The organism is Tolypothrix bouteillei VB521301, from assembly GCF_000760695.4.
GTDB classification, from domain to species: domain Bacteria; phylum Cyanobacteriota; class Cyanobacteriia; order Cyanobacteriales; family Nostocaceae; genus Scytonema; species Scytonema bouteillei_A.
Genome location: NZ_JHEG04000001.1, coordinates 5,810,588 through 5,834,268 on the forward strand (window position 1 = coordinate 5,810,588; position 23,681 = coordinate 5,834,268).

Here is a 23,681-nt window from a genome sequence, read left to right on the forward strand (position 1 = left end):
GAAATTACGCATTTTAATATATTTCCCAGTTTGATGCAAAAAATAACCCTTTTGAAAAAAATTTTTCTTATTTATAAATATATACATTTTCTCAATTAAATATATCGACTTTTACCAATGGTTTCTGTAGACAAAGCAAAAATAATAAGCCAAACTGTAAGTATAAAAAAGTGAGAATTAAAACACATAATTATGGCAACATACCAGGGTGAAATCCTCCTCGATAATCCCATTGCTTACTGGCGCTTAGGTGAAATTACTGAAACTATTGCAGATAATTTAGGAAGTTTGGGTAGTGCTGTCGATGGAACTTATTCGGGTAGTCCTTTATTTGGAATCTCAGGATTGATTGGTGATAGCAATACCGCAGTTAAGTTTGATGGTGTAGATGATGGTGTTTTAATTCCCGATAATAGCAGTATCAATACAGGCGCTTCATATTCGCAAAAAACTATCGAATTGACTTTTAGTGCAGATACTGTAACTGGAACACGTATTATTTATGAACAAGGAGACACTACCAACGGACTGAATATTTACTTAAAAGATAATCAACTGAAACTGGGCGCTTGGGCAAGTAATTCTGGGCAATGGCTGAGCTACGAGATTAGTGCAGATAAAACCTATCATGTAGTCTTGGTATTTAATGCCGGACAACTGACAGGCTATGTGAATGGAAAATCGATTGGTACTGTTTCAACTACTTTTACTTCTATTCCTACCCATACTGGAGATATTGGGATTGCTCGGCTTAGTGATGATACTCGCTTCTCTAATACTGTCAGTACTACAGAGGATAGCGGTTACTATTTTGACGGTATTATCGACGAAGTAGTACTTTACAACACGGCACTTTCAGCATCGAGAATTCAAACTCATTATGAAGCTGCAGCTATCCCCTTAAGCTTAACTGGTAGTGGCGATAATGACTATCTTGTTGGCGGAACGGGGAATGATACGATTGTCGGTGATGGCGATTCTGATGATAACGTTCTCAATTTGGATGGGGTCAATGATTATGTGAATCTCAATGCTGGTTTAATCAATTTAGCAACAGGGGATTTTACCCTAGAAGCTTGGATTAAAACTACGGGAACAACCGAGGCTATTCTGGTCAAAAATGATGGCGATACGAGTTGGGAAAAAGGTGAAAAAGCTTTTTATATTAACTCTATAGGTAAAGTTGAATTTGTCGGTTACGGCAATAGTTACATTAAGGGTGGTACAGCGGTTAATGATGGTCAATGGCACCATGTAGCAGTTGTTTGGGATTATAGTAGCGGTACTACCGGCACGGGGAGAATTTATGTAGATGGTGTGAATGTTACCACCAGTAGCACTTACGCTGCCAACAATGTTGACAATAGTGGCGAGACCTTAAAAATTGCTCTTCCTAATTACGGTGAAGCAACCAGTTATTTCTCCGGACAGATGGATGAAATCCGAGTTTGGAATGTAGCTCGCACCGAAACAGAAATTAAGACCAACTACAATCGCACTTTGAATGGAACACAAACAGGGTTAGTTGGTTACTGGAACTTTAATAAAGATACGAATAGCAGCACTGCGATCGCAAATTCAACCGCAAATGGCAATAACGGTACCCTGGTGAATGGAGGGGGAAGTAATATTGTTTTTCAAAGTAATGCTGGTCATGACACAATAGTCGGGGGTGCGGGAAATGACTATCTCAAAGGTGGAAGTGGCAATGATGTTCTCGTTGGCGATAGTAATGACAATACTCTGAATTTAGATGGCGTCAACGATTATGTCCAAATTGCCAATGAGTCTTACTTTGATAGCATAACTAGTGCGATTACGATTGAGACTTGGATTAAGGTCGATAGTTTTACAAAAAATTGGCAAGCTATTGTTACCAAAGGAGATAATAGTTGGCGCTTACATCGTAACGACACTGAGAATACCCTGAATTTTTATATTGAAGGTGTTGGTGGTGTTAACAGCACTACTACTGTGAATGATGGTCAGTGGCACCACGTTGCGGCAGTTTATGATGGCAGTAAATTACAAATCTATATCGATGGGGTTCTCAACGGTCAAACCACTGCTAGCGGTGCTATCCCTACCAACAATTACAATATTCTGATTGGTGAGAACGAGCAGCAATCAGGTAGATATTTTTACGGACAAATTGATGATGTTCGGATTTGGAATGTTGCTCGTAGCGCCACAGAAATTAGTAATAATCTAAATGCAACCTTAACTGGTAAGGAAACTGGTTTAGTCGGTTACTGGAACTTTAATGAAAATAGTATTAGTGGCAATACCATCACCGATTTAACAGGAAATGGCAATAATGGTACCCTCTTTAACGGACAGGGAAATAATTTTATTGCTGAAACTAGCGGTGGTAACGATACCTTAGAAGGGGGTGCAGGTAATGATACTCTCACTGGTAATGCTGGTGCAGATACTTTTGTATTTAATTCTTTATCTGAAGGTATCGATACTATTACCGATTTCGATGGCACCGAAGGAGATTTAATTGAAGTTAGTCGTGATGGTTTTGGTATTATTGGGGCTAAGGTTAATAACTTCACTTATAACTCAACCACCGGAACATTATCTTTTAATGGAACTCAGTTTGCGACCCTGAAAAATCCTGTTAGTTTTAATTTCACCAACAGTATCTACATCAAAGAAGCTGCAGCTATCCCCTTAAGCTTAACTGGTAGTGGCGATAATGACTATCTTGTTGGCGGAACGGAGAATGATACGATTGTCGGTGATGGCGATTCTGATGATAACGTTCTTAACCTGGATGGAGTCAATGATTATGTGAATCTCAATGCTGGTTTAATCAATTTAGCAACAGGGGATTTTACCCTAGAAGCTTGGATTAAAACTACGGGAACAACCGAGGCTATTCTGGTCAAAAATGATGGCGATACGAGTTGGGAAAAAGGTGAAAAAGCTTTTTATATTAACTCTGTAGGTAAAGTTGAATTTGTCGGTTACGGCAATAGCTATATTAAGGGTGGTACAGCGGTTAATGATGGTCAATGGCACCATGTAGCAGTTGTTTGGGATTATAGTAGCGGTACTGCTGGCACGGGGAGAATTTATGTAGATGGTGTGAATGTTACCACCAGTAGCACTTATGCTGCTAACAATGTTGACAATAGTGGCGAGACCTTAAAAATTGCTCTTCCTAATTACGGTGAAGCAACCAATTACTTCTCCGGACAGATGGATGAAATCCGAGTTTGGAATGTAGCTCGCACCGAAACAGAAATTAAGACCAACTACAATCGCACTTTGAATGGAACACAAACAGGGTTAGTTGGTTACTGGAACTTTAATAAAGATACGAATAGCAGCACTGCGATCGCAAATTCAACCGCAAATGGCAATAACGGTACCCTGGTGAATGGAGGGGGAAGTAATATTGTTTTTCAAAGTAATGCTGGTCATGACACAATAGTCGGGGGTGCGGGAAATGACTATCTCAAAGGTGGAAGTGGCAATGATGTTCTCGTTGGCGATAGTAATGACAATACTCTGAATTTAGATGGCGTCAACGATTATGTCCAAATTGCCAATGAGTCTTACTTTGATAGCATAACTAGTGCGATTACGATTGAGACTTGGATTAAGGTCGATAGTTTTACAAAAAATTGGCAAGCTATTGTTACCAAAGGAGATAATAGTTGGCGCTTACATCGTAACGACACTGAGAATACCCTGAATTTTTATATTGAAGGTGTTGGTGGTGTTAACAGCACTACTACTGTGAATGATGGTCAGTGGCACCACGTTGCGGCAGTTTATGATGGCAGTAAATTACAAATCTATATCGATGGGGTTCTCAACGGTCAAACCACTGCTAGCGGTGCTATCCCTACCAACAATTACAATATTCTGATTGGTGAGAACGAGCAGCAATCAGGTAGATATTTTTACGGACAAATTGATGATGTTCGGATTTGGAATGTTGCTCGTAGCGCCACAGAAATTAGTAATAATCTAAATGCAACCTTAACTGGTAAGGAAACTGGTTTAGTCGGTTACTGGAACTTTAATGAAAATAGTATTAGTGGCAATACCATCACCGATTTAACAGGAAATGGCAATAATGGTACCCTCTTTAACGGACAGGGAAATAATTTTATTGCTGAAACTAGCGGTGGTAACGATACCTTAGAAGGGGGTGCAGGTAATGATACTCTCACTGGTAATGCTGGTGCAGATACTTTTGTATTTAATTCTTTATCTGAAGGTATCGATACTATTACCGATTTCGATGGCACCGAAGGAGATTTAATCGCAGTTAGCCGTGATGGTTTTGGTATTAGTGGGGCTAAGGTTAATAACTTCACTTATAACTCAACCACCGGAGCATTATCTTTTGATGGAACTCAGTTTGCGACCCTGAAAAATCCTAGTAGTTTTAATCTCAGTAACAGTATCTACATCAAAGATGAATATCGCAAAGAAGTAGAATCTGATAATCCCATTGCTTACTGGCGCTTAGGTGACAGTACTGGAACTGTTGCAGATAATTTAGGGAGTTTAGGTAGTGCAGTAGATGGTACTTACTCCAATAGTCCTACTTTGGGAGCGTCAAGTTTAGTTTGGTCAGGTTATCGTAATACTGCAGCCGATTTTGATGGTATTAACGACGGTGTTCTCATTCCCGATAATACTAGTGTTAATGCTGGTAATTCCTACAGCCAGAAAACTATCGAACTGTGGTTTAAGGCTGATAAATTAACTGGTACACAAGTTCTCTACGAGCAAGGAGGACAAACCAACGGTTTAAATATCTTCCTTGAAGGTACGCAACTAAAAATGGGTGCTTGGGTCAATCAAGCTGGTAATTGGCTGAGTCAAGCAGTTAGCATCGGTAACATCTATCATGTCGTCTTGGTTTTTGATGCTGGAAAACTGACAGGTTATGTCAACGGAGAAGCAATTGGGACGGCTACAACCAGCTTTACAGCTATTCCCAGCCATACTACGGATGTGGCGATCGCACAAATGTCTGGCGAGACTCGCTTCTCAAATACTAGTAGTTATACTGGTAATGGATACTACTTTGATGGCATTATTGATGAAGTCGCCCTTTATAATACTGCATTGTCTGGGACACAAGTTCAGGAGCATTATGATGCAGCTGCTGCTCCCCAAACCTTAACTGGTAGCACTGGTAATGATACTCTTGTTAGTGGTACGGGGGATGACACAATTAGCGGTGGTGCTGGTAATGACATTATTGCTGGTAACGGCGGTCAAAACAGCCTTACTGGTGGCGCAGGGTCAGATGATTTTATCTTTACCGAAGTTTCCCATTTTGTTGATACAATTCAGGATTTCACTCCTACCAAATATCCTTACACTCAATTTAATGTCAGTTCCATCTTTAACGCAGATGTGATTCACAACTCTGGTGATTCTACCCAGGATGCAACTGTCATGGATAGCAATGCTTATGTACTGGTGACAGACAACTTTGCTAAGAGTTTATCTAGTAGCGGTAATGGTTTACCTGATGATGGTTATTTTGGCGCTCAAGGATATCGCCCAGAAGTCAAGCTTAGCTACCATAACAACAATAATGGCTTAAATGCTCGTGTTGTTACGAACAATGGAGAATATTTCTCTTTCACGACTGAATCCAAGCAGTATGCCGAAGTTCATTTATTCGCATCAGCCACACATGGTAGCTCTACGATGAATGTAACCCTCACTTATAGTGATGGTACAACTACTACCCAAACGGCTTTAAGTATCCCCGATTGGTTCTATGAAATTACCGAAACTAGCGATCGCTATTATCTCGTCGATGGCATGGATCGCTATAAAGAAGACACGGGTGTACTATACGATGCCAACAATCCAGCAATTTTCGGTTTCCGTATTGCTGCCGATCCGACCAAAACCCTCTGCAGCGTGACTGTGACAAAAAGTAGCTCCACCGGACGGTTAGTGTTTTTAGGGGCTACTGGAGTTGCTCAAGCCCAGACAGAACGCGATCGCATTATTATCGCCTCCAGCTTTGGCGCAACTTCCCTCGAACAATTTAGCTTTGATGCAGCAACCGGAGGACTTTTATTTGCAGGGACTAAGTTTGCTACCTTAGCTGGAGTTTCCAGTCTGGACTTAGCTAGCAATATTGTCATTCAACAGAGCTTCAAAATTGCCGAAAATAGCGCTAATGGTACCAGCATCGGTTCAGTTGCGATTAACAATCCAGCAGCAACTACTCCCTATAAAATCATTTCTGGAAACGATCAAGGTATTTTTGCTCTCAATGCCTCCACTGGTGAAATTACAGTTGCCAACTCCGCTCAATTAAACTATGAAACAATTGCTGATAGCTATCAAATAGAAGTCAAAGTTGCAGATACCAATGGTCGAACCTCTACTAAGTTGGTGACAATAAAAGTTACAGATGTCAACGAAGCACCAATCATCAATAATTACAGCTTCTCAATCCCAGAAGGTTCTGCCGAAGATACCGTTATCGGGACAGTCACTGCAACTGATCCCGATGCCGGAGATAGTAAGTACTATCAAATTACTGCTGGTAATGAAAGTAACATTTTTAACGTCGGCTCTTTAACAGGTCAAATCACCATTGGTGCTAACTCCAGTAAATTAGACTATGAAACTGCTACGAGCTATACATTGACTGTCAGAGTAACTGATTCAGCAGGTAAAACAGATGACGCAACAGTAACGATTAATGTTACCGATGTCAATGAAGCACCTGTTCTGGACAACCAGAGTTTTTACATTCATCAATTTGGAACTCAAAGCGATAAAGGAGATGCGATCGGCAAAGTTGTTGCCAGTGATGATAATGGTGATACCCTCACTTACAGTATTGTTAATGGTAACAGTAATAATTTCTTTGCTATTAACTCAGCCACCGGTCAACTGAGCATCAATCCTAACTTGACTGCCACTGAGCGTAAAAATCTGATTAAAAGTACTGCCAGAAGCTTTGAACTGACAGTTGCAGCCAGTGACGGGGAACTCAGTGATACGGCAACAATTACCTTGGAAAAAAGCATTTTCAAGGATGTGTTTAGTCGAAATGGTCAAAGCAATGCCTTTAGTGAGTTTAATGATAAAACTCTCTCTACAGCTTCTCATGCTGCGCCAAGTTTAGCCGATCTCGATCGAGATGGAGATTTAGATGCTTTTGTTGGTAAAAATGCACAGATGTCTAATACAAATATTAGGGGGTTTCAATATTACGAAAATATTGATGGTATCTTAGCAAGTAGTGCTAGCCCAAATAATCCTGCTTATGCTCAATCTCTAAGTACAGTTGGCTTTAACCCCAAAGCTGCTTTTGCCGATGTTGATAATGATGGGGATTTAGATGTTGTCATTGGTGATGATGAGGGTACAATCAGCTACTTGCAAAACAATAACGGCAATTATAGTGAAAAATCTGGTAGCGATAATCCTTTCAGTGGGATTGATGTTGGAAGCTATGCTAGCCCAGCCTTTGCCGATATTGACACCGATGGCGATTTAGATGCTTTCATTGGCAAAGATGTTGGTGGGATATTCTATTATCAAAACAACAATGGCACATTTAGTTTCAATGATGGTGGTATTAATGGCTATAATGCTGTTGCTTCAAATGCTTCTCCCACCTTTGCCGATATTAACAACGATGGTTATTTAGATTTAATCGTTGGTAGTGGTGATGGTACAATTTCATATTTCCAAAATGATGGTGATGGAACTTTCACCCAACAAACAGGCAGTAATAACCCCTTCAACGGTATTGATGTCGGCACGAATGCAGCCCCAACTATCGGAGATTTAGATAGTGACGGCTATCTAGATTTAGCAATTGGGGCTGCTAATGGGGATGTTTACTACTATCGAGGAACTTCTCGTATATATGAAGTAACTTTCTCTTCAACTAATCAAAGTACCTGGGGTAGTGGAAGTTCAATTAAAACAGCGTTTAATTGGGAACCCTTCGACCCGATTAAGTGGAACTACACTTTCAACAAAGACTTTGGTTTTATCGACTTTGGTGGTGGTACTGCTGGGGACTTTCATTTCCGCACTGGCTATGAAATTGATTCAGGTACAATTAATAGTACCTTGCCCTTTGACATCATGGTCAACGCTCCTAAAAAAGTGGCAATTGGCGATAAGGTCACTATCTCTACTGGCTACAGTCTCTCGGATAGTGCATCATTTTCAACCACAACTCCTTATGTCAGTGCTTACCTCGACCTTGGTTTGATGTTCTATTTGGGTGCCTATGCCAGCATTGATTACAAAGTTGGTAAATACACTTATGACATTGCTGACCAATTGGGGACAAACATCGATTATTCAATTGATTTTGAGTTTGATACTCGAGATGGGGAATATTCTAAAACTTTCTTCGATTTTGCTGACTTTACTCTTAGCTCTCCAGATATTGCTGTAAGTGGTACAGTCGCAGATGATAATACTCTTTCTGGTAGTGCTGAGGATGTTTTCTTATCAACCGAGATATCCCTTGATGACTTGATTGTCGAAAAATTCTTGAAACAATCCAGCAATGTTTATATGCAAGCGCTGGGCAATGCTTGGCAAAATGATTTTAATATTGGTGTGGCAGGAGTTGAATGGGATTTATTGGATTTAGATTTGATTGGCGATATTTCTCTCAAAACCAGCTATGCGTTAGACTTTGACTCTTTAAATGGACAGGTGATTTTAGAAAATGGAACTACCAAATCCTTCACAGCGGGAGATGATGTCTCTATTGACTTGCTGACTGGTATGGACACCAATCATAATAGCAAGTTAGATTACGCTCTCAAGTTTGACCTGGTTAATCCAAAATTAACTACTAAAGTTGACCTCGTCTTCGATCTTGACTTTGATATTGCTGCTCTTCAAGGTTCAGCTTGGTACGATGTCTGGTTATCCAAAGGTAGTAAAGATTTTGGACCTGTATACGATCGGTCCTTCGACATTGCCAAAGGAAGTATCAATATTTATAACCAAACCTTCGCTTTAGGTGGTTTCAGCAGTACTTACATCAACGATTTAGCCATTACTATTGTTTAATAGTTGATGTAAAAAATTTGCTTGCAATCAGATGAGACGCGTAGCCTGCGGTCAACAGGCTCTGCGTCTCTTATTCCCAAACATTGAAATTACATTGCCATGACATTGCCCAATCAGCCAAATATCTCAAAATTTCATTCTTCATCGAATTCTTTATCTTCTGATTTTGAATCTAATCTTAAAATCAAATATCAATGGGTTTATAATTTAACTGTTGACAATATAGTTGAATTTGAACCGTTAAGTTTTCCCAGTATAAAAAAACGCTGGCAAAGTACAAGAGTAAGGGGTCATTTAGCTGGTGTAGCTGCTTTTCTTAATGCAAAAATGGTGGGATTAATCATCGTTGAATTATTACCTAATGCAGTCGAAATTATTTCTTTTTTTGTTATTCCTGAATGTCGCTATCAAGGAATTGGCAATCAACTATTAAAACACGTAGAACAAGCCTTAATTAAACTAAAAGCCCCTCAAATTCAAGTTAAATACCGCGTCACAGAGTTAACAACATCAGCATTAGAATCCATTTTAAAAAAACAAGAATGGCAACCCCCTCAAACAGACTTTATCTTATTTAAATCTAATCGCGATAATATTCTGCAAGCACCTTGGCTGAATCAATATTCACTACCAGATAAATTTACTATTTTTCCTTGGGTAGAACTCACAGAAGCAGATAAAGCAAGTATTATTAAACGTCAAGCTTATCCCGAACTCTTGAGTCCCTTTAGTCCAGATATCCGCCTTGAACCTCTCAATAGTTTAGGTTTACGCTATCAAGGAGAAGTCGTAGGTTGGGTGATTAATCATCGCATTGACTCGGATACTGTGCGTTATTCGATTATGTTTGTGGAAGAAAGATTTCAGAAAATGGGGAGAGCCATCTCTTTATTAATTGAGTCCATTAACATCCAAGTCAATAGTAATATTTTTTATGGAACTTTAGCTGTATCTAGCAGCAATCAACCCATGCTGAAATGGTGCGATCGCTATCTCAAACCTTATACAATTTTGACTTCGGAATCGCGGTATAGCTACAAATTATTGAATTATCGCTTCTCATAACTTCCTTTGTTGTCACCAATTTATTGGAATCCGGTCCAAAACCAGCCCACTCTAGGGCGTTGACGTTGAGCATACCCAACGTTGCCGGACAATTCAAAATGATTAAGTTACGCGATAGAGGATATTTTTTTAAGCGATCGCCCAACACGTACTCGCTCCGCTTCCTCATCACCAAGTCATTTGCCATATCAGCCAGTAATGGATGCCCCTGGCACACTTCTATCTTTGACTCCTCCCAAGCCGGAACCAAAGACCACTCTCCAGAAAAATTGCCCATAATGGGTACACACAGTCCCCGGATTTATCTGGAACAGAAAATAAAATAATTGTTATGCCTGTTGAAGTGCATTCAACAATTATTCCAGTCCCATGGGGTCAAGAATTGGAAATGTGTCGTCCCTTGGCACGAGACAAACACCAAAAGTCCTTCTTAGAGAATATTTTTATACTTCTTAAATTGTTCCTCTAGTAAGCTCATCCATGTCAGTCGTCAGTCTGCTTTATTGATAGAATGCGGTTTTCGGCGGAAGTTTGATGCGATTTTGATGCGGCTAATTAGCAATTTCTTTAAATAGCATCCAGTGAAAATGCGCTTTCAGAAATTTGGTAATGCGACGTAAAATTTTTGCATCAATCTTCGAACCATAGAATCATGCCAAAATCAAAATCCTTAAGAGAAAAAGTTTTTGAGGCTTGCCATACTATGTCTCAAGAAAATAAAAAAATTACACGAGATGCCGTGCGAGAAATAACAGGGGGACGTAATACGGATGTGATGCGATACCTCAATGAATGGCGAGCAGAGCAAGCGAAGCAGGAAAAATCTGCCATAGTAGTTGCAACAAGTACCAAGATTGCTCAACAATCTGAGGAATCAGTTGCAACAATTGAAAATTCTGCATCCTCCGCATCCCCATCTGCACCCGGAGTTTACACAACCGCACCTCAAGACGACCTAGCTTTAGTTGGAAGACGTAGTGCGGAGCGTGCGGCGGCAATGCTGTTAGGTGAAAATGTCTTGACCGACTTCTTCCTTGAAAACCCAGATAAACTGCCTGAAGATTTGCGTCTACAGGTCGAAGCCGTGCAAGCTAAATTCAATCAAAAGTCTAAGCAAAGGCAGGAAGCTTACGACCCGGAGACCTTCACCCGGATGGCGATCGCGCAATTCCAGTAGCTATCCCTATCCGGGTAAACCAGACAACAGATTTTAGATCGCCAATTACCAACCAAGTTCTAAGCAGCTTGCAGCAAGGGAAATCAATCTGCGTTATTGGCGAATCAGGAGCAGGTAAAACATACCTGGCAAAACTGATACAAGAACAGCTTGATTGTGCTTACGGTGTCTATCGCGGTGATAACACAAAATGTCTGCAAATGATTGCTGAAAATCTAGGTCTTGAGACTCACAAGATTGATGAAGAAACGGGGGAACAGAAAAGGGCACTGACCGCAAAACAACTTAAAGATGCGATCGCGGCCAATCTAGGCGACACCATTTTGATTGCTGATAATGCACACAAATGGACAGCTAGCCTTAAGGGATGGCTTGAGGAGCTTTGGGAAGAGGGCCATACTCTATTGCTTTTAGGTAACAGAAGAGATTTAGAAGGCGTGCTTTTTAAAATTCCTTACCTACCTCTACCACCTCTCAATGAGCAGCAGACAAGAAGCATTATTTGGACTGAAGCTGCAAAGCTGGGAGTTACGATTACGCCACTTAAAGCAGCAGAGTTAGCGAGCAAAGCTGGTGGTAATCCTTTGTTGGCTCAAAGATTAGTGCTCGAGCTGCAACAGGGTGTTGATTCGCCACATGATGGAAGTAACTACCGAGACATCACACCATTCTTACTAGCTACCACTGGTCTAGTAGGGGCTGTGAGATTTATCGGATTAGCTACTGGTGATATATTCTTGCGTGTTGTTGGGGGATTAGCGATTACCTTGTTTTTCTCGTTCCGTAGTTTAGCGTTACTCTTTCCTAAAGGAAATAGAAGGAAATGAATGAAGCATATTTAAGTTTTTTGCTGGTATTGCGCTGTATTTTTTGGTAAAGCTCCTATTTGTTGAAGAAGAAAGCGATTTATGATGGCAATCACGCACTGTGCGATTAGTTTGGCTGGAGTCACTTGCATCACTGGTAGTGCTGACCCTCGCGTGTTGCTTTTAGCGGGAATTGGTTCTCAAATTCCCGACCTAGATACAACTAAAAGCTGGGTTGGATTGGCGTTTTTCCCATTGGCTAGATTTATTGAAGAACGTTATCCTCACAGATCAGTGACCCATTCGATCTGTCTCAGTCTTGCGCTTGCACTCATTACCCTGCCTCTTCTGTTCCTCTACGGTTGGCAGTTGTGGGTTGCGATGCCTCTCGGTCACTTGCTCAGTTGTTTCTCAGACTGTTTTACTCGCTTGGGATGTCAGTTTTTCTGGCCCATTAATAAAGATATTTGGGTGGGAGGACTCAATCCGAGAAATAGGCTTCAAACTGGAAAACCAGGCGAGTATGCCGTTCTCGTGTGTTCGGTCTGTATTTTCTGCATAGCTTTTTACGTGGTAACAGGTGGAGGGGGGATTGGCAGATGGGCTACACAACTATTATTTCCAACTCCCCAAACAGCTGTAGAACTGCTCAGACAAGAGAACCAGAAAGCAATTTTAATTCGAGTTCAGGGGAATCGTAAAGTTGATGGTTCTCTTGTAAACGAACAGTTTTGGGCGATCGCTGCTAATGGCAATGTATTGACCGTAAAATCTACAACTGGCGAAATCTTTCAAGTTGGTGAAACAGGCGAAGTTGTTCCTAAGCGAATTGATGTTCTGTCTGATAAATTATCAATCAAAATTAAGAGACAACGAATTGAAGAGGTTGAAGCACAAGAGTGGATAGATTCTCTTTCATCTGATTCTCTTATTGTAGGAACACTCCAAATTGAGGATTATCAAGATATAGAGTTACCAATTCCTAAACCTGGAATGATGGCAACAGTAACTAGAACGGGTGATGATATCACCTTATACCATGCCTCACGTAAAGACCTGCAACCTCTTGAAGAATTCTTTATTTTTTCAGGAGAGGTTTTAATCAAGCAATTATGACTATGACTGAGAAGTTTTGGGCGATATTCGCAACTTTAACAGCAACGGTGTGTGGGATAGCAATATACTCACCAACTTTGACAATTAAAGTACAAACGCCAGTTGCACAAGCACAAACACAAACTACCCCAGAACCGAAAGAGGATATTCCGGTTGAAGTGTTTAAAGGCAAGTCGGGTGCAAAGTCTAAGTCAAGAAGTTTACGGCTGTCTATAACACTTGACAATCCATCGTATTTATTAATCAGGGAAGGCGACGAAATCAAGGAGGGACAAACAATTTCGGATAATAAGCTTGAGCGCGATCGCTTACTGAAACAGCGCAAATCGGTTGAGTTGCAAATTAACAATTTAAAAGCTAAGCCTATTTTCAAGCCTAACCCTCCAACAGCACTACAGCAATCCAATCCCATACCACCAGCTAACTACGCGGAGGAGGAGGCGGCTATAGCCCAGGCACAGTTGCGGTTCAATCAGGCGCGATCGCTACTTGAGTCTAGAACCTCTGTTCTGAAAGCTGATAACCCAGAGAGAAGGGCTGAGGTTGAGAAAGCAGAGGTCGTTTTACAAGCTGCTGCTCAAAAAACTGAAGAGCAGCGCCAACTACTGCAATCTATGCAGGATTTGAAATTGCAAAGCGAAATTATCCAGCATGAGAAGGCAAAGCTACGCCAGATTGAGGGAGAGCAGGAGCAGGCTAGATCCGCATTGGAGCTGGCTAGGGGAAAACTTAATGCTTCCGCGATTGAACAACAGCAGCAATTGCAACAACTACAGTTAGCTGTGCAATTGGCACAGTCAGAATTGGAGGGGAGCAAATCTCGGTTGCAAGCTGCTATCAATAGGAGGCAACATATAGAGTATGCTGCTTCGATTGACAAAGTAGAGCGATCGCACAAAGAACAACAGCTACAACAAGAATACAGTAGGCAGCAGCAGATTTACGAGCAAGCATTACGAGAGCGCGAGTATCAACTAGCGCAACTCTCACTATCAAGAGCGAGTGTAGATGAAAAACTCAACCAAATCCCCTTAATACGCTCTCCAAAAAACGGACATATTAGACGCATTAAACCTTGGACTGGCAATAACGGAAAATACACAACCACAATCACAATATCAAGTAGTACAACAAAAAAATAAAACCTCTAATCCTATGGATTGGGTCATCTCCAAGACCCTTATCGGATCGCATTTGCACCAAATGCGTTCGCCAATTTATCGAAAGAGAATGTTTATGAACGAGGCAGAACTATTAGAGGTAATAGAAAAAGCAGCAACAGAAGGCGCAACGGAACTCGTACTCATGTTTGAGGAATTGAGAGTGTTGCCACCTGAAATCGGACTCCTCACCAACTTGAATACTCTAGCCCTCAGTGAGAACCACCTGAGTCAGCTGCCAGCAGAAATAGTCCAACTCACTAACTTGCAAACGCTATACTTCAGATATAACGGACTAAGTACACTACCACCAGAAATAGTCCAACTTACTAACTTGCAATGGCTTGACCTCAGAGGTAATCAACTCAGAGTACTGCCAAGTGAATTCGGTCAACTCACCAACTTGGAAGTGCTATATCTCGATGACAATCACCTAAGTAGGCTGCCAAGTGAATTTGGTCAACTCACTAACTTGCAATCGCTCTGGATTATAGAGAATCAACTGAGGGAATTGCCAAGTGAATTTGGGCAGCTCGCCAACTTGAACACGCTCAACCTTTACATGAATCAAATAAGGAAACTGCCAAGTGAATTCGGTCAACTTACCAACTTGAAATTGCTAGTTCTTGGTGAGAATCAACTAAGGGAACTACCAAGTAAATTCGGTCAACTTACCAACTTGGAATTGCTTGACCTCAGGAATAATGGACTAAGCGAGCTGCCAGCAGAAATTGTCCAACTCACCAACTTGGAATCCCTTGACCTCAGTTATAATCACCTAAGCCAACTGCCAGCAGAAATAGTTCAACTCACCAATTTGCGCTCGCTTGACCTCAAATTTAATCGATTGAGTGAGTTGCCACCGGAAATTCAACAACTGCCAAACTTGGAAAATCTCGATCTGCGTGGCAACCCTGTCCCGATCCCATCTGAGATGTTGGGGCCAAAGGAAATTTGGAGATGTTCGAGGAATGCCAATGAAATTCTTGATTACTATTTCCACACAATCAATAAATAAATGCCGACATTATCAATTCCCTGGTAGTTAAAGCCGAATCACTCAAGATTGTGCAAGTCATATTATAATCGGATCTACAATCCTAATAAAAATATTGAAGAAAAAGATTCAGATTTGCGCTTTATCTACCACTGGATACCGAAGTTGCTGGGACACAGTTTACAGGATATTCTCCAAGGTAAGTACATTGAGCACGGTTTATATCCACCACCCATTCTAGATTGGTCAAAAACTCGCCTCGTCAACGGGAAAATTGTCTCCGATATCCGCAAGCGCGTGCGAGAACGCCTATTGGTATCTGGTGGGGATGAGTTAGAAAGTGCTATTGCTACGAAAACAACCGTTGAAAAATACTTTGAGTCCAAAGATAAACAGTACAAGCAATTTCAGGAAAAAGAGTTTCTTTCTTGAGAATTAAGCATAAGCCCTGTAACGGGCGTTGGTAGAGTGCCTCTCTAATGGCATAGAGAGGAATTTTCAAGACGTGCTGCATGAGCAAAAAACTTAAAGGTTGGTTTACTGAAATTGTTATCCGTCCCTAACTATTAAGACAGGGCAGTTACAGGTGGACATTTATGGTAAAAACCTTACATAGCCTTCTGCCCCTGCCCTCGCTTGCGTGCCTTCTTCAATATACTTAGTCCTCACTGCGCTTAACCAGGAGCAACAGAAGTGGTTCAAGCGATCGCCAGTTCGCTTGCTGCTTTCAAGAAACACGAGCCAAAAAGCTTGTAAAATAAGGCTTAGTCAAAAATTGCTCGTGTTTGTTTCATTCATAGGGGGTGGCAATCGCCGCCTGTGCGCCTGCTCCTAAGAAAGCAGATTTGTTGAGGGTTGAGGAGGGTGCCACCGTTGGGGCGTCCGTATTGGTCATAGTTGGTGATTTGGGCTATGGCTGTGCCACACTTCGTGAACGGCTAGTTGTCCTGTGGGGAGGTCGGCAATTCGGAAACTGAGGTTGAAGGTAGGGTCGAATAGGGTAAAAGGGTTTGGAGAAACGGATTTGGTATAAGGTGATGGTGATAACATTTATAAAACGTAGGCGGGCGGAAACAAACAGATTTATGTTAAAAATCTTAATATATTTGTTGCCGTTACAAATAATAAATAACGACCCCAATCGGTTAACTTTAACTGTGCCTATCTACTTAAAAAAAAGTTAAAAAAAAGTTAAAACTTCCTTTGATTTTTCCAGGAAATGCATCCTTAAAATATATGTTGCAACAATTAACAAAAAAGTTTCAAAATTTAACATTAGCTACCAAGTTAACCACATTGCTACTCATAATTTTTATTGGAGGAATTACATTAAGCAGTATAGCTTTTGCTCATCTGTTAAATTACCAAGCTGAAATAGCAGTCAAATCAAGAGCTCGTTTTATATTTCAGAATATCAATGCTATAAGGCAATACACAAATGATGAAGTGCAACCAGTCTTGGAACGACATTTAAAAGAAGATGAATTTGCACTGCAAGCTATCCCATCTTACTCAGCCCGGAAAGTCTTTGTAAATCTCCAGAAACAAGATGCAACTTATAATGATTTCTTCTACAAGGACGCCATGCTAAATCCTACCAATCCTCAAGATTTAGCAGATAGTTTTGAAACAACAATTGTGCAAAAATTGCAACAGGCTAATAATTTGCAAAACATAACATCTGGATATCGTTTGATGAACGGAGAAAAATACTTTTACATTGCTAGCCCTTTAGCCTTAACAGACTCAACTTGTTTGAGATGTCATAGCAGTCCAGATGTTGCTCCCAAGAGAATGATTAAGGTGTATGGAACAGAACATGGATTTGGTTGGAACTTGAATGAAATTAATGGCGCTCAAATTGTTTCCGTTCCAGCAAATATAATTCTTGTAAGAGCTCACCAAGCCTTGATGTTATCGATAGGAATTATAACTCTCGTTTTTGCGATCGCTATATATGTAGCGAATCTATGGCTGAAGCGATATGTTATCCAACCTATCAAGCGGGTTGTTCGAGTTGCAGAAGCGGTGAGTACTGGTGATTTTGATGCTGAATTTGATAAAGTATCCAAAGATGAAATAGGTTCTCTTGTAGAAGCTTTTACTCGTATGAAGCTGAGTTTGCTGATGGCCATTCAAAGTTTTGAACAGCAACGCCCAAAAGGATAAAGCTTTTAGCTTTTATACTTTATTTGAATGCGATTTCTAAATTCTTGTGCTCTTTGCTGGTGGGGAATCTTTGCCACTAAGACTTCTACCAATTGCTCTGGTGTAATATTTGGGTTATTTGCTATAGTATCTTCGATAAGAACGGTTGCGAAAGGTCCTACAAAGCTCACGAGTTCTTTACGACAATATTGTAAAAACTCGGGATCGTTAGCAGCCGGAAAGCTAGTTACCACATCCTGAAAGAGAGTAGTTTCTTGAGGGCTTCCTGTTTGTGACAGCAGAATTTGAGCGCGGTTTCTAAACTCTCGCGATCTTTCTGGATGAGGAATTGCTACAGCCAGTCGTTCAACAAGTTCGTTGGGTGTAAGCTGTGGGAATTGATTTAAAGTATTTTTTAGCAGAACACTAGCAAACGGTCCTACAAAACTAGTTAATTCTTCCTGACAAGATGCTAAAAACTCAGAGTTAATACCAAGCGTATTTTCAATACTTGTCTTGATATCTGAAAATTTTTGTTTCTCTGGTGTATTGTCTTTTGCTTCTCCAGTCTTTGCCGTTTTCAGCTCGCTGTTGCGGTCAGTTTGTACCTTTTGTTCGAGTAGGATCGCATCAGAATTACCCGATGCAAGATGCGAACAGCTTTGTAACTCATCAATAACTTCTTTGGCTGATTGGTAACGGTCTAATGGATTCTCCGCTAACATTTTTTCTAGTATTTCACCCAATTGGGGACTGACCTGAGCGTAGGAGCGCCATTTCCACTTCAAAGACGGATCGAGCAATAAATTTGGCATTTTTCCAGTCATAAGAACGATCGCAGAAACAGCCAATGCGTATAAGTCGCTACAGGGATAGCATTGTCCCATACGCAGTTGCTCTGGTGGAGAATAGCCTATTTTGCCTACTACTGAACCCATAACGGAGTGCTGGTCGTTTTCAGGGTCGGTGTTCCAAACCTCAGAAACTTTCTGTTTAACAATTCCAAAGTCAATCAGCACGGGTTTAGACTGTTTTTGGGAATGGATAACATTATCGGGTGCAATATCCCGATGAATGATGTTCAACTGGTGAAGATAATCTAACACCGATAGCAACTCTAACAACCATTGGATAACTTCAGCTTCAGAAAAAGGCTTTTTTTGCTGAGAAAGGCGATCGCGCAACAGTTGAGAGTAGGTTCGACCATCAATATATTCCTGTACGATAAACAGCCGCTCTTCCTCGGTCAACCAAGCTAGAAATTTCGGTATTTGGGGATGATTGATTTGGTATAAAACTTTTGCTTCGCGCTCAAATAGGTCGCGATATTTGTTAAGTAAACGCTCTGAGGTGTTTGGAGGTACAAATTCTTTCAGAACACAAGGTTCACCAAACCGCTGAGTGTCATACACTAGATAAGTTCTTCCGAAGCCTCCCTTTCCAAGAAGCTTGTTAATGAGATAGCGATGACCGATCAAAGTTCCTGGTTGAATCTCAGCTAGCATGGTTGTGTTGTTGTTTAAGTAAAATTTTACCTAATAGAACTGACGCATCCCAAACGACGATCGTTTTTAATCATTTTGTCGTGTGAGCCAAAAAGTCAGCTTATCCAAACACAGTAGCAAACCTCAACTCTCCTGACAGACGTCTCCCAAACAAGCGGTCAGCCTAAGCCCTTGTTGTTGTAACGTTTCTAAGTTCTCCTCAATTACCTTGGGTGGATTTTTCAATCTGCTTCATTACCTTTAATAACAAACAAAAAGCTTACAGTTAAAGCTTTTGCGCCTTGTGTCCTCTGACGGGCGAATTTCTGCCATCACGGACTATTCACTGATTTGAGTAACCCAGCCGCAAACTCTATTGCTTCTGCTGCGGTGGAAACCTTACCTTCTATTTGGGCTAGAGCAATTTCGGTTAGCAGTTTACCTACTAGTGGCGAAGCAGGAATTTTTAAGGTTATTATTATATCATTGCCACTCACTATTGATGTGGGATGAGCGACCAGATCGTCAGGGTTAAGGTAGCGGGCGATCGAGGGTGCAGTCTCCCCTACCTGAGTTCCTCTTGCTACGGCTAAGGCAACAATTGCCGGAAATGCCGCTCCTGCTTCTTGAAACAAGAAGTACTGTTCTCGTATGGACAATTGAGGTGTCTTAAACTGTGGTACCAGTTTTAAAGCTGTCAAAACAGCTTTAATTTCAGCACGGCTGTAGGTGAGTTGCATCAACTCAGTTTCTGCTGTCTCTGGTTGTGGATTGACAAGACAAGCTAGTTTTGCAATTCCCAACCATGTCGTTTTAACAGTCTCGCGTACATACTGGGAAAGCTCTACTCCAAGTTGATTCCATGTTTGTGCTATTTGAGATGCTGCTTTGTCAACTTCTGAAAGTAGCGAAACACTGTCTTTTGTCGAGTATTGGAAGAACTGCGCTAACAAACCATCTTCCCAAGCTTGTATCACCCAGGGAGTTCCTTGGGATGAGTTCAGCATATAACTTAATTCTACCCTGACTCTTTCTGCTGCTACTTTGCTAATGCATGGAGCTAAAGAGCGAATTGTGTCTTGTGTATTTGACTCAATCGTAAAACCAAGTTGTGCGGCTTGGCGGTATGCTCGCATCAACCGCAATGGATCGTCTTCTAAGTTAGCAGGTGAAATCATTCTTAAAAGCCGCTGTTGCAGATCCGCATAGCCTTGAAGGGGATCGATGATTTCTTGAGTATAGGGATTGTATGCGATCGCATTCACTGTAAAATCCCGTCTTCGCAAATCAGTTGTCAAACTTTCGCCTTCCTGTTGGGCGAAGTCAACCGTAGCTTGAGGAAACACCACGCGAGCAATTTGTCTTTTTGCATCAAGCAACACAAAACCTGCTTTGTAATGTGAAGCGATTTTACGAGCTGTCTTGACAGCGTTAGATGGTATTACAAAATCTAGATCCAGATATTCCCGTGTCCTAGAGAGGATTGCATCCCGCACAGCACCACCCACCATATAAGCTGGTTGTGGCAATAACTCAAAGCTAAAAGGCCAATAATCTGGGGATAAAGTAGAAGGAACTGGAATATTCATCGTAATAAAATTAAACCCAAAGACCGGGCAATATCAATTGCGGTTAAGCTAGAGTATCAATAAAGGTTCCTGGAATTGGTTCGATTATGTGTATTTGCGTGAACTGCCATTATGTAGATCGCTGTCTCACCTACCACGCGGTAGAAACGCAGCACGAGCAGCCCCACTTGACTGAAACACCAGATTTTGAGCCTAATGAACCTTCCATTAATGTTAACATCCGCCCGCGTGAGGATGTCATTGAAATGGAATGGGATGTTGTGGGATGTCTCAGCTTTAAGCGCGAAATGGGTAAGTGGGCTAAGTTACGTCCCGGTGAATTAGTGCCAACTTGATAGTTGGCGGTGTTGTGAAAGGGGCTAGAGAATGGGGATTGGGGATCGGGGAACAGATCGCCCAACAGAGAGTGTACCTTACTAGCCTCCGGCTTCTTTAGTCTCAACAAAAAATGCATTTTTTAGGAATAAAACTAACTTAAGAGCGCAGTAGGCGATCGCCATCCCAAAAAGTAACCAAGTTATCTGTACCGAAGCAATCTGTAACATCCAAAGACTCACTAACACCAGTCCCAGAAAATCGGCAATTAACACGCTGTAACGTTCGGAAATTTTCCAAGACTGAAGGACTATTTGCGAAGAGGTATCAATTTTGACTCCAGCAAATAAGTTAAACCACACTTGGCTCAATAAAATTAAAATCGAACCCCATCCCAGCCAAATTGATGCCGTGTAAAATCCTAAAAGTTCTATAAAAATTGTACTGGTAGTAATTTTTAAGAAAGTATCCAGACGTCTGTCCCGAACTTGCTTCTTTGCTTCAGCAATTTGTTGCAAATCCCAAGCCGCCATCCGGGCTTGTTCTATACAAAACAAAAATATCCCTACAGCTAGTACTTGATAGCTTAATTCCTGACCCCAAAGAACTTGTCTCAAGATACAAAGATTTGCCGGAAAGAATAATAAAAATATCATTCCAGGAATAGGCAACATGAGATGGTTTCCCTATGAGCACGTAGATGGAAATATATGGTAAAGCGATCGCACAAGGCTTGGCTGTAGTAAAATGCCACTTTGTACTTTTGGTACAGTGAGTAGTTATAGGGTTTGTGAATTGTTTGGCATTTTACGGGACGGGATGTCCTATTGATGCAGTCCAGATGGCAAACCATTGCTCGCGAGAAAGTATAAAGCGGTTAGCCGCAGCAAGGTTCTTCAACCTCTCAAGATTATTCGTACCAATGACTGGAACAATCCGGGCGGGATGTCGCAGGAGCCATGCAAGTGCCACTTGCTCTTCCGTTGCACCTTGCTCTCGCGCAACCTGTTGCAGGGATTCCCTCACGCGCACAATCCTGGGGTTATTGCTTGCAAACAGGGTTCCTCCAGCCAAAGGTGACCAAGCCATAGGAGAAATTCGCAGTTTTTGGCAATAGTCGAGAGTTCCGTCTTGAAGTGAAGCCATTTCAAGGACGCTTATCTCAATCTGATTTGTGACGAGGGGAAAGGAGAGTCGTGAGGCGAGAAGTTCCATTTGAGGAACAGTGAAGTTAGACACTCCAAAATGAAGTACTTTCCCTTGTTCGCGAAGGTCGGTAAAAGCACCCGCTACCTCATCAGCATCTAGAAGTGGGTCAGGTCTGTGGAGGAGAAGAACATCTATGCGATCCGTGCGGAGGTTGCGAAGAGAAGTTTCTACAGAAGAGATAATGTGTTCCCGGCTTGTGTCATAATGCTTGATGCTATGGGCGGGACGCTTGGGAGATACTAGCTTGATATCACACTTTGTTATCAACTCCATTGAGTCTCTAAGAGTGGGGGAATTGGCTAATGCTGACCCAAACAACTCCTCACAAGAGTAGTTACCGTAAATGTCCGCATGGTCAAAAGTCGTAATTCCCATTTCTATTGCGGTTTGAATCTTCTCAAGAATTCTGTCGCGAGTAACTCCCGCAGGATCGGCGGCTAAACGCCAGACTCCATAGACAATCCTTGATACATCAGGTCCTTGAGTAGAAAGTTTTAACCTCATCTGCTTTTTCCTAATAAACTGGCTATTGGTGGACATTGCTAAACTACTACTAGTACAGCACGGCGTAAATAACTAGACCATTAAGTAGCCAAAACTTTGCTCTTATAGGTCCACTTAAAAGGCTTATCCATTGTTTTGTTAAAATAGTCAGTAAAATTAAGGATTTTTCATATCTCAAGCGACTTCCATAATATACAGTACTGCTACACCCACAACTTGAGTTTTTATGCGAATGACAAAATATTTCTTGTGTTTGTGAAAGTAACGTAGAGTAAGATATCTAAAAGGAAAGAGCAAGATGACTTCCCAAGTTGTAGATACCACCTCAAAATTAATTGCCAAGCTGCAAACCTTACCACTCGAACAGCAACAACAGGTTCTGGATTTCGTTGAATTTTTAGTACAAAAATATCCTCATCCCCAACAATCATCCCAGAAACGGGTATTGGGTCTGAACCAAGGAGAGATTTGGATGAGCGATGATTTTAATGACCCTTTACCAGATGAATTTTGGTTAGGTGAGGGTCAGGTATGAAACTTTTATTAGATACCCACGTATTTATTTGGGTAGCAGGAAATCCTGAAAAGCTATCTGAGAAAGTAAGAAATTTATTAACCGATGCTAACAACTTTTGGGTAGTCAGCATCGCTAGTGTTTGGGAATTACAAATCAAATCTCAGCTAGGTAAGCTAAATTTAAACTCACCCCTTCCTAAATTAATCACAACTCAACAGCAAGTGAATAATTTACAATTATTACCCATTGAATTATCTCATATTTATGCCTTAGAAGCTTTACCAAGTCACCACCGCGATCCTTTTGACCGAATTTTAATAGCTCAATCAATATTTGAAAAAATGCCTCTGTTAAGTGTAGATGCAGTTTTTGATACATATTCAGTTGAAAGGATTTGGGAGTAAAAACACCAATTCAATAAATTAAGATAGCGATCGCTATCCAAAAACCACTTACCAATTAACTTTTCCATGCGGTCGCTACTACTACCAGCATATCAGGTGTAAATAATCCTCTCTCGTTTGTAGTTGCGAT

General features: G+C 41.2%; 17 protein-coding genes. 13 read left to right on the forward strand and 4 right to left on the reverse strand.

What is annotated here, in order from left to right:
* Positions 1-192: 192 nt before the first annotated feature.
* The 10 genes from HC643_RS42180 to HC643_RS23450 all read left to right on the forward strand — a co-directional run bounded on the left by HC643_RS42180 (position 193) and on the right by HC643_RS23450 (position 17,550).
* The gene (locus tag HC643_RS42180; protein ID WP_167844739.1) at positions 193-9,060 is read left to right on the forward strand and encodes a LamG-like jellyroll fold domain-containing protein; all 8,868 of its coding nucleotides are present in this window, start codon (positions 193-195) and stop codon (positions 9,058-9,060) included.
* A gap of 99 nt (positions 9,061-9,159) precedes the next feature.
* Positions 9,160-10,125: a GNAT family N-acetyltransferase gene (locus HC643_RS23410; RefSeq protein WP_050045244.1), complete on the forward strand. Its 966-nt coding sequence runs from the start codon at positions 9,160-9,162 to the stop codon at positions 10,123-10,125.
* Positions 10,126-10,223: 98 nt separating this feature from the next.
* Positions 10,224-10,451: a hypothetical protein gene (locus HC643_RS23415; RefSeq protein ID WP_153021552.1), complete on the forward strand. Its 228-nt coding sequence runs from the start codon at positions 10,224-10,226 to the stop codon at positions 10,449-10,451.
* A 326-nt stretch (positions 10,452-10,777) separates the two neighbouring features.
* Complete coding sequence (locus HC643_RS23420) at positions 10,778-11,302, forward strand: DNA-binding protein (RefSeq protein WP_082051602.1); 525 nt, start codon at positions 10,778-10,780, stop codon at positions 11,300-11,302.
* Positions 11,303-11,370: 68 nt separating this feature from the next.
* Positions 11,371-12,129 (forward strand): ATP-binding protein, encoded by a 759-nt coding sequence (locus tag HC643_RS23425; RefSeq protein WP_038080354.1) that lies wholly within the window; start codon positions 11,371-11,373, stop codon positions 12,127-12,129.
* A gap of 81 nt (positions 12,130-12,210) precedes the next feature.
* Positions 12,211-13,224, forward strand: a complete 1,014-nt coding sequence (locus tag HC643_RS23430) for a metal-dependent hydrolase (RefSeq protein ID WP_072040705.1) — start codon at positions 12,211-12,213, stop codon at positions 13,222-13,224.
* A 2-nt stretch (positions 13,225-13,226) separates the two neighbouring features.
* Complete coding sequence (locus HC643_RS23435) at positions 13,227-14,366, forward strand: hypothetical protein (protein WP_050045242.1); 1,140 nt, start codon at positions 13,227-13,229, stop codon at positions 14,364-14,366.
* 94 nt (positions 14,367-14,460) lie between these two features.
* A complete protein-coding gene (locus HC643_RS23440) occupies positions 14,461-15,402 on the forward strand; it encodes a leucine-rich repeat domain-containing protein (RefSeq protein WP_050045241.1) in 942 nt (313 codons plus the stop codon).
* A gap of 48 nt (positions 15,403-15,450) precedes the next feature.
* On the forward strand, positions 15,451-15,813 hold the full coding sequence (locus tag HC643_RS23445) for an FAD-binding domain-containing protein (protein ID WP_038080353.1): 363 nt from the start codon (positions 15,451-15,453) through the stop codon (positions 15,811-15,813).
* Positions 15,814-16,617: 804 nt separating this feature from the next.
* Entirely contained in the window at positions 16,618-17,550 is a 933-nt protein-coding gene (locus HC643_RS23450; protein WP_038080384.1) for a Tll0287-like domain-containing protein, read from the forward strand.
* 5 nt (positions 17,551-17,555) lie between these two features.
* On the opposite strand, the gene HC643_RS23455 is transcribed toward HC643_RS23450, so the two are convergent.
* Both HC643_RS23455 and HC643_RS23460 read right to left on the reverse strand, forming a co-directional pair.
* Positions 17,556-19,034, reverse strand: a complete 1,479-nt coding sequence (locus HC643_RS23455; protein WP_038080352.1) for a serine/threonine-protein kinase — start codon at positions 19,032-19,034, stop codon at positions 17,556-17,558.
* 311 nt (positions 19,035-19,345) lie between these two features.
* Positions 19,346-20,602, reverse strand: a complete 1,257-nt coding sequence (locus HC643_RS23460; protein ID WP_038080351.1) for a tRNA nucleotidyltransferase/poly(A) polymerase-related protein — start codon at positions 20,600-20,602, stop codon at positions 19,346-19,348.
* A gap of 86 nt (positions 20,603-20,688) precedes the next feature.
* On the opposite strand from HC643_RS23460, the gene HC643_RS23465 reads away from it, so the two are divergent.
* Positions 20,689-20,937: a Ycf34 family protein gene (locus tag HC643_RS23465; RefSeq protein ID WP_038080350.1), complete on the forward strand. Its 249-nt coding sequence runs from the start codon at positions 20,689-20,691 to the stop codon at positions 20,935-20,937.
* Between the two features lie 81 nt (positions 20,938-21,018).
* Here the strand turns inward: HC643_RS23465 and HC643_RS23470 are convergent, their stop codons facing one another.
* Together HC643_RS23470 and HC643_RS23475 are read right to left on the reverse strand one after the other, a co-directional pair.
* Entirely contained in the window at positions 21,019-21,591 is a 573-nt protein-coding gene (locus HC643_RS23470; protein WP_038080349.1) for a hypothetical protein, read from the reverse strand.
* Between the two features lie 133 nt (positions 21,592-21,724).
* The gene (locus HC643_RS23475) at positions 21,725-22,630 is read right to left on the reverse strand and encodes an aldo/keto reductase (RefSeq protein ID WP_038080348.1); all 906 of its coding nucleotides are present in this window, start codon (positions 22,628-22,630) and stop codon (positions 21,725-21,727) included.
* Between the two features lie 298 nt (positions 22,631-22,928).
* On the opposite strand from HC643_RS23475, the gene vapB reads away from it, so the two are divergent.
* Complete coding sequence (gene vapB, locus HC643_RS23480) at positions 22,929-23,165, forward strand: type II toxin-antitoxin system VapB family antitoxin (protein ID WP_038080346.1); 237 nt, start codon at positions 22,929-22,931, stop codon at positions 23,163-23,165.
* The gene (locus HC643_RS23485) at positions 23,162-23,551 is read left to right on the forward strand and encodes a type II toxin-antitoxin system VapC family toxin (protein WP_038080344.1); all 390 of its coding nucleotides are present in this window, start codon (positions 23,162-23,164) and stop codon (positions 23,549-23,551) included. The genes vapB and HC643_RS23485 overlap by 4 nt, the downstream gene beginning before the upstream one ends.
* Positions 23,552-23,681: the final 130 nt, after the last annotated feature.

Bases quoted from the DNA above. Each gene is read 5' to 3' on its own strand.
- HC643_RS42180 (WP_167844739.1), top strand. From the start codon at position 193: ATGGCAACATACCAGGGTGAAATCCTCCTCGATAATCCCATTGCTTAC.
- HC643_RS23410 (WP_050045244.1), top strand. From the start codon at position 9,160: ATGACATTGCCCAATCAGCCAAATATCTCAAAATTTCATTCTTCATCG.
- HC643_RS23415 (WP_153021552.1), top strand. From the start codon at position 10,224: ATGATTAAGTTACGCGATAGAGGATATTTTTTTAAGCGATCGCCCAAC.
- HC643_RS23420 (WP_082051602.1), top strand. From the start codon at position 10,778: ATGCCAAAATCAAAATCCTTAAGAGAAAAAGTTTTTGAGGCTTGCCAT.
- HC643_RS23430 (WP_072040705.1), top strand. From the start codon at position 12,211: ATGATGGCAATCACGCACTGTGCGATTAGTTTGGCTGGAGTCACTTGC.
- HC643_RS23435 (WP_050045242.1), top strand. From the start codon at position 13,227: ATGACTGAGAAGTTTTGGGCGATATTCGCAACTTTAACAGCAACGGTG.
- HC643_RS23440 (WP_050045241.1), top strand. From the start codon at position 14,461: ATGAACGAGGCAGAACTATTAGAGGTAATAGAAAAAGCAGCAACAGAA.
- HC643_RS23450 (WP_038080384.1), top strand. From the start codon at position 16,618: ATGTTGCAACAATTAACAAAAAAGTTTCAAAATTTAACATTAGCTACC.
- HC643_RS23455 (WP_038080352.1), bottom strand. From the start codon at position 19,034: ATGCTAGCTGAGATTCAACCAGGAACTTTGATCGGTCATCGCTATCTC.
- HC643_RS23460 (WP_038080351.1), bottom strand. From the start codon at position 20,602: ATGAATATTCCAGTTCCTTCTACTTTATCCCCAGATTATTGGCCTTTT.
- HC643_RS23465 (WP_038080350.1), top strand. From the start codon at position 20,689: ATGTGTATTTGCGTGAACTGCCATTATGTAGATCGCTGTCTCACCTAC.
- HC643_RS23470 (WP_038080349.1), bottom strand. From the start codon at position 21,591: ATGTTGCCTATTCCTGGAATGATATTTTTATTATTCTTTCCGGCAAAT.
- HC643_RS23475 (WP_038080348.1), bottom strand. From the start codon at position 22,630: ATGAGGTTAAAACTTTCTACTCAAGGACCTGATGTATCAAGGATTGTC.
- vapB (WP_038080346.1), top strand. From the start codon at position 22,929: ATGACTTCCCAAGTTGTAGATACCACCTCAAAATTAATTGCCAAGCTG.
- HC643_RS23485 (WP_038080344.1), top strand. From the start codon at position 23,162: ATGAAACTTTTATTAGATACCCACGTATTTATTTGGGTAGCAGGAAAT.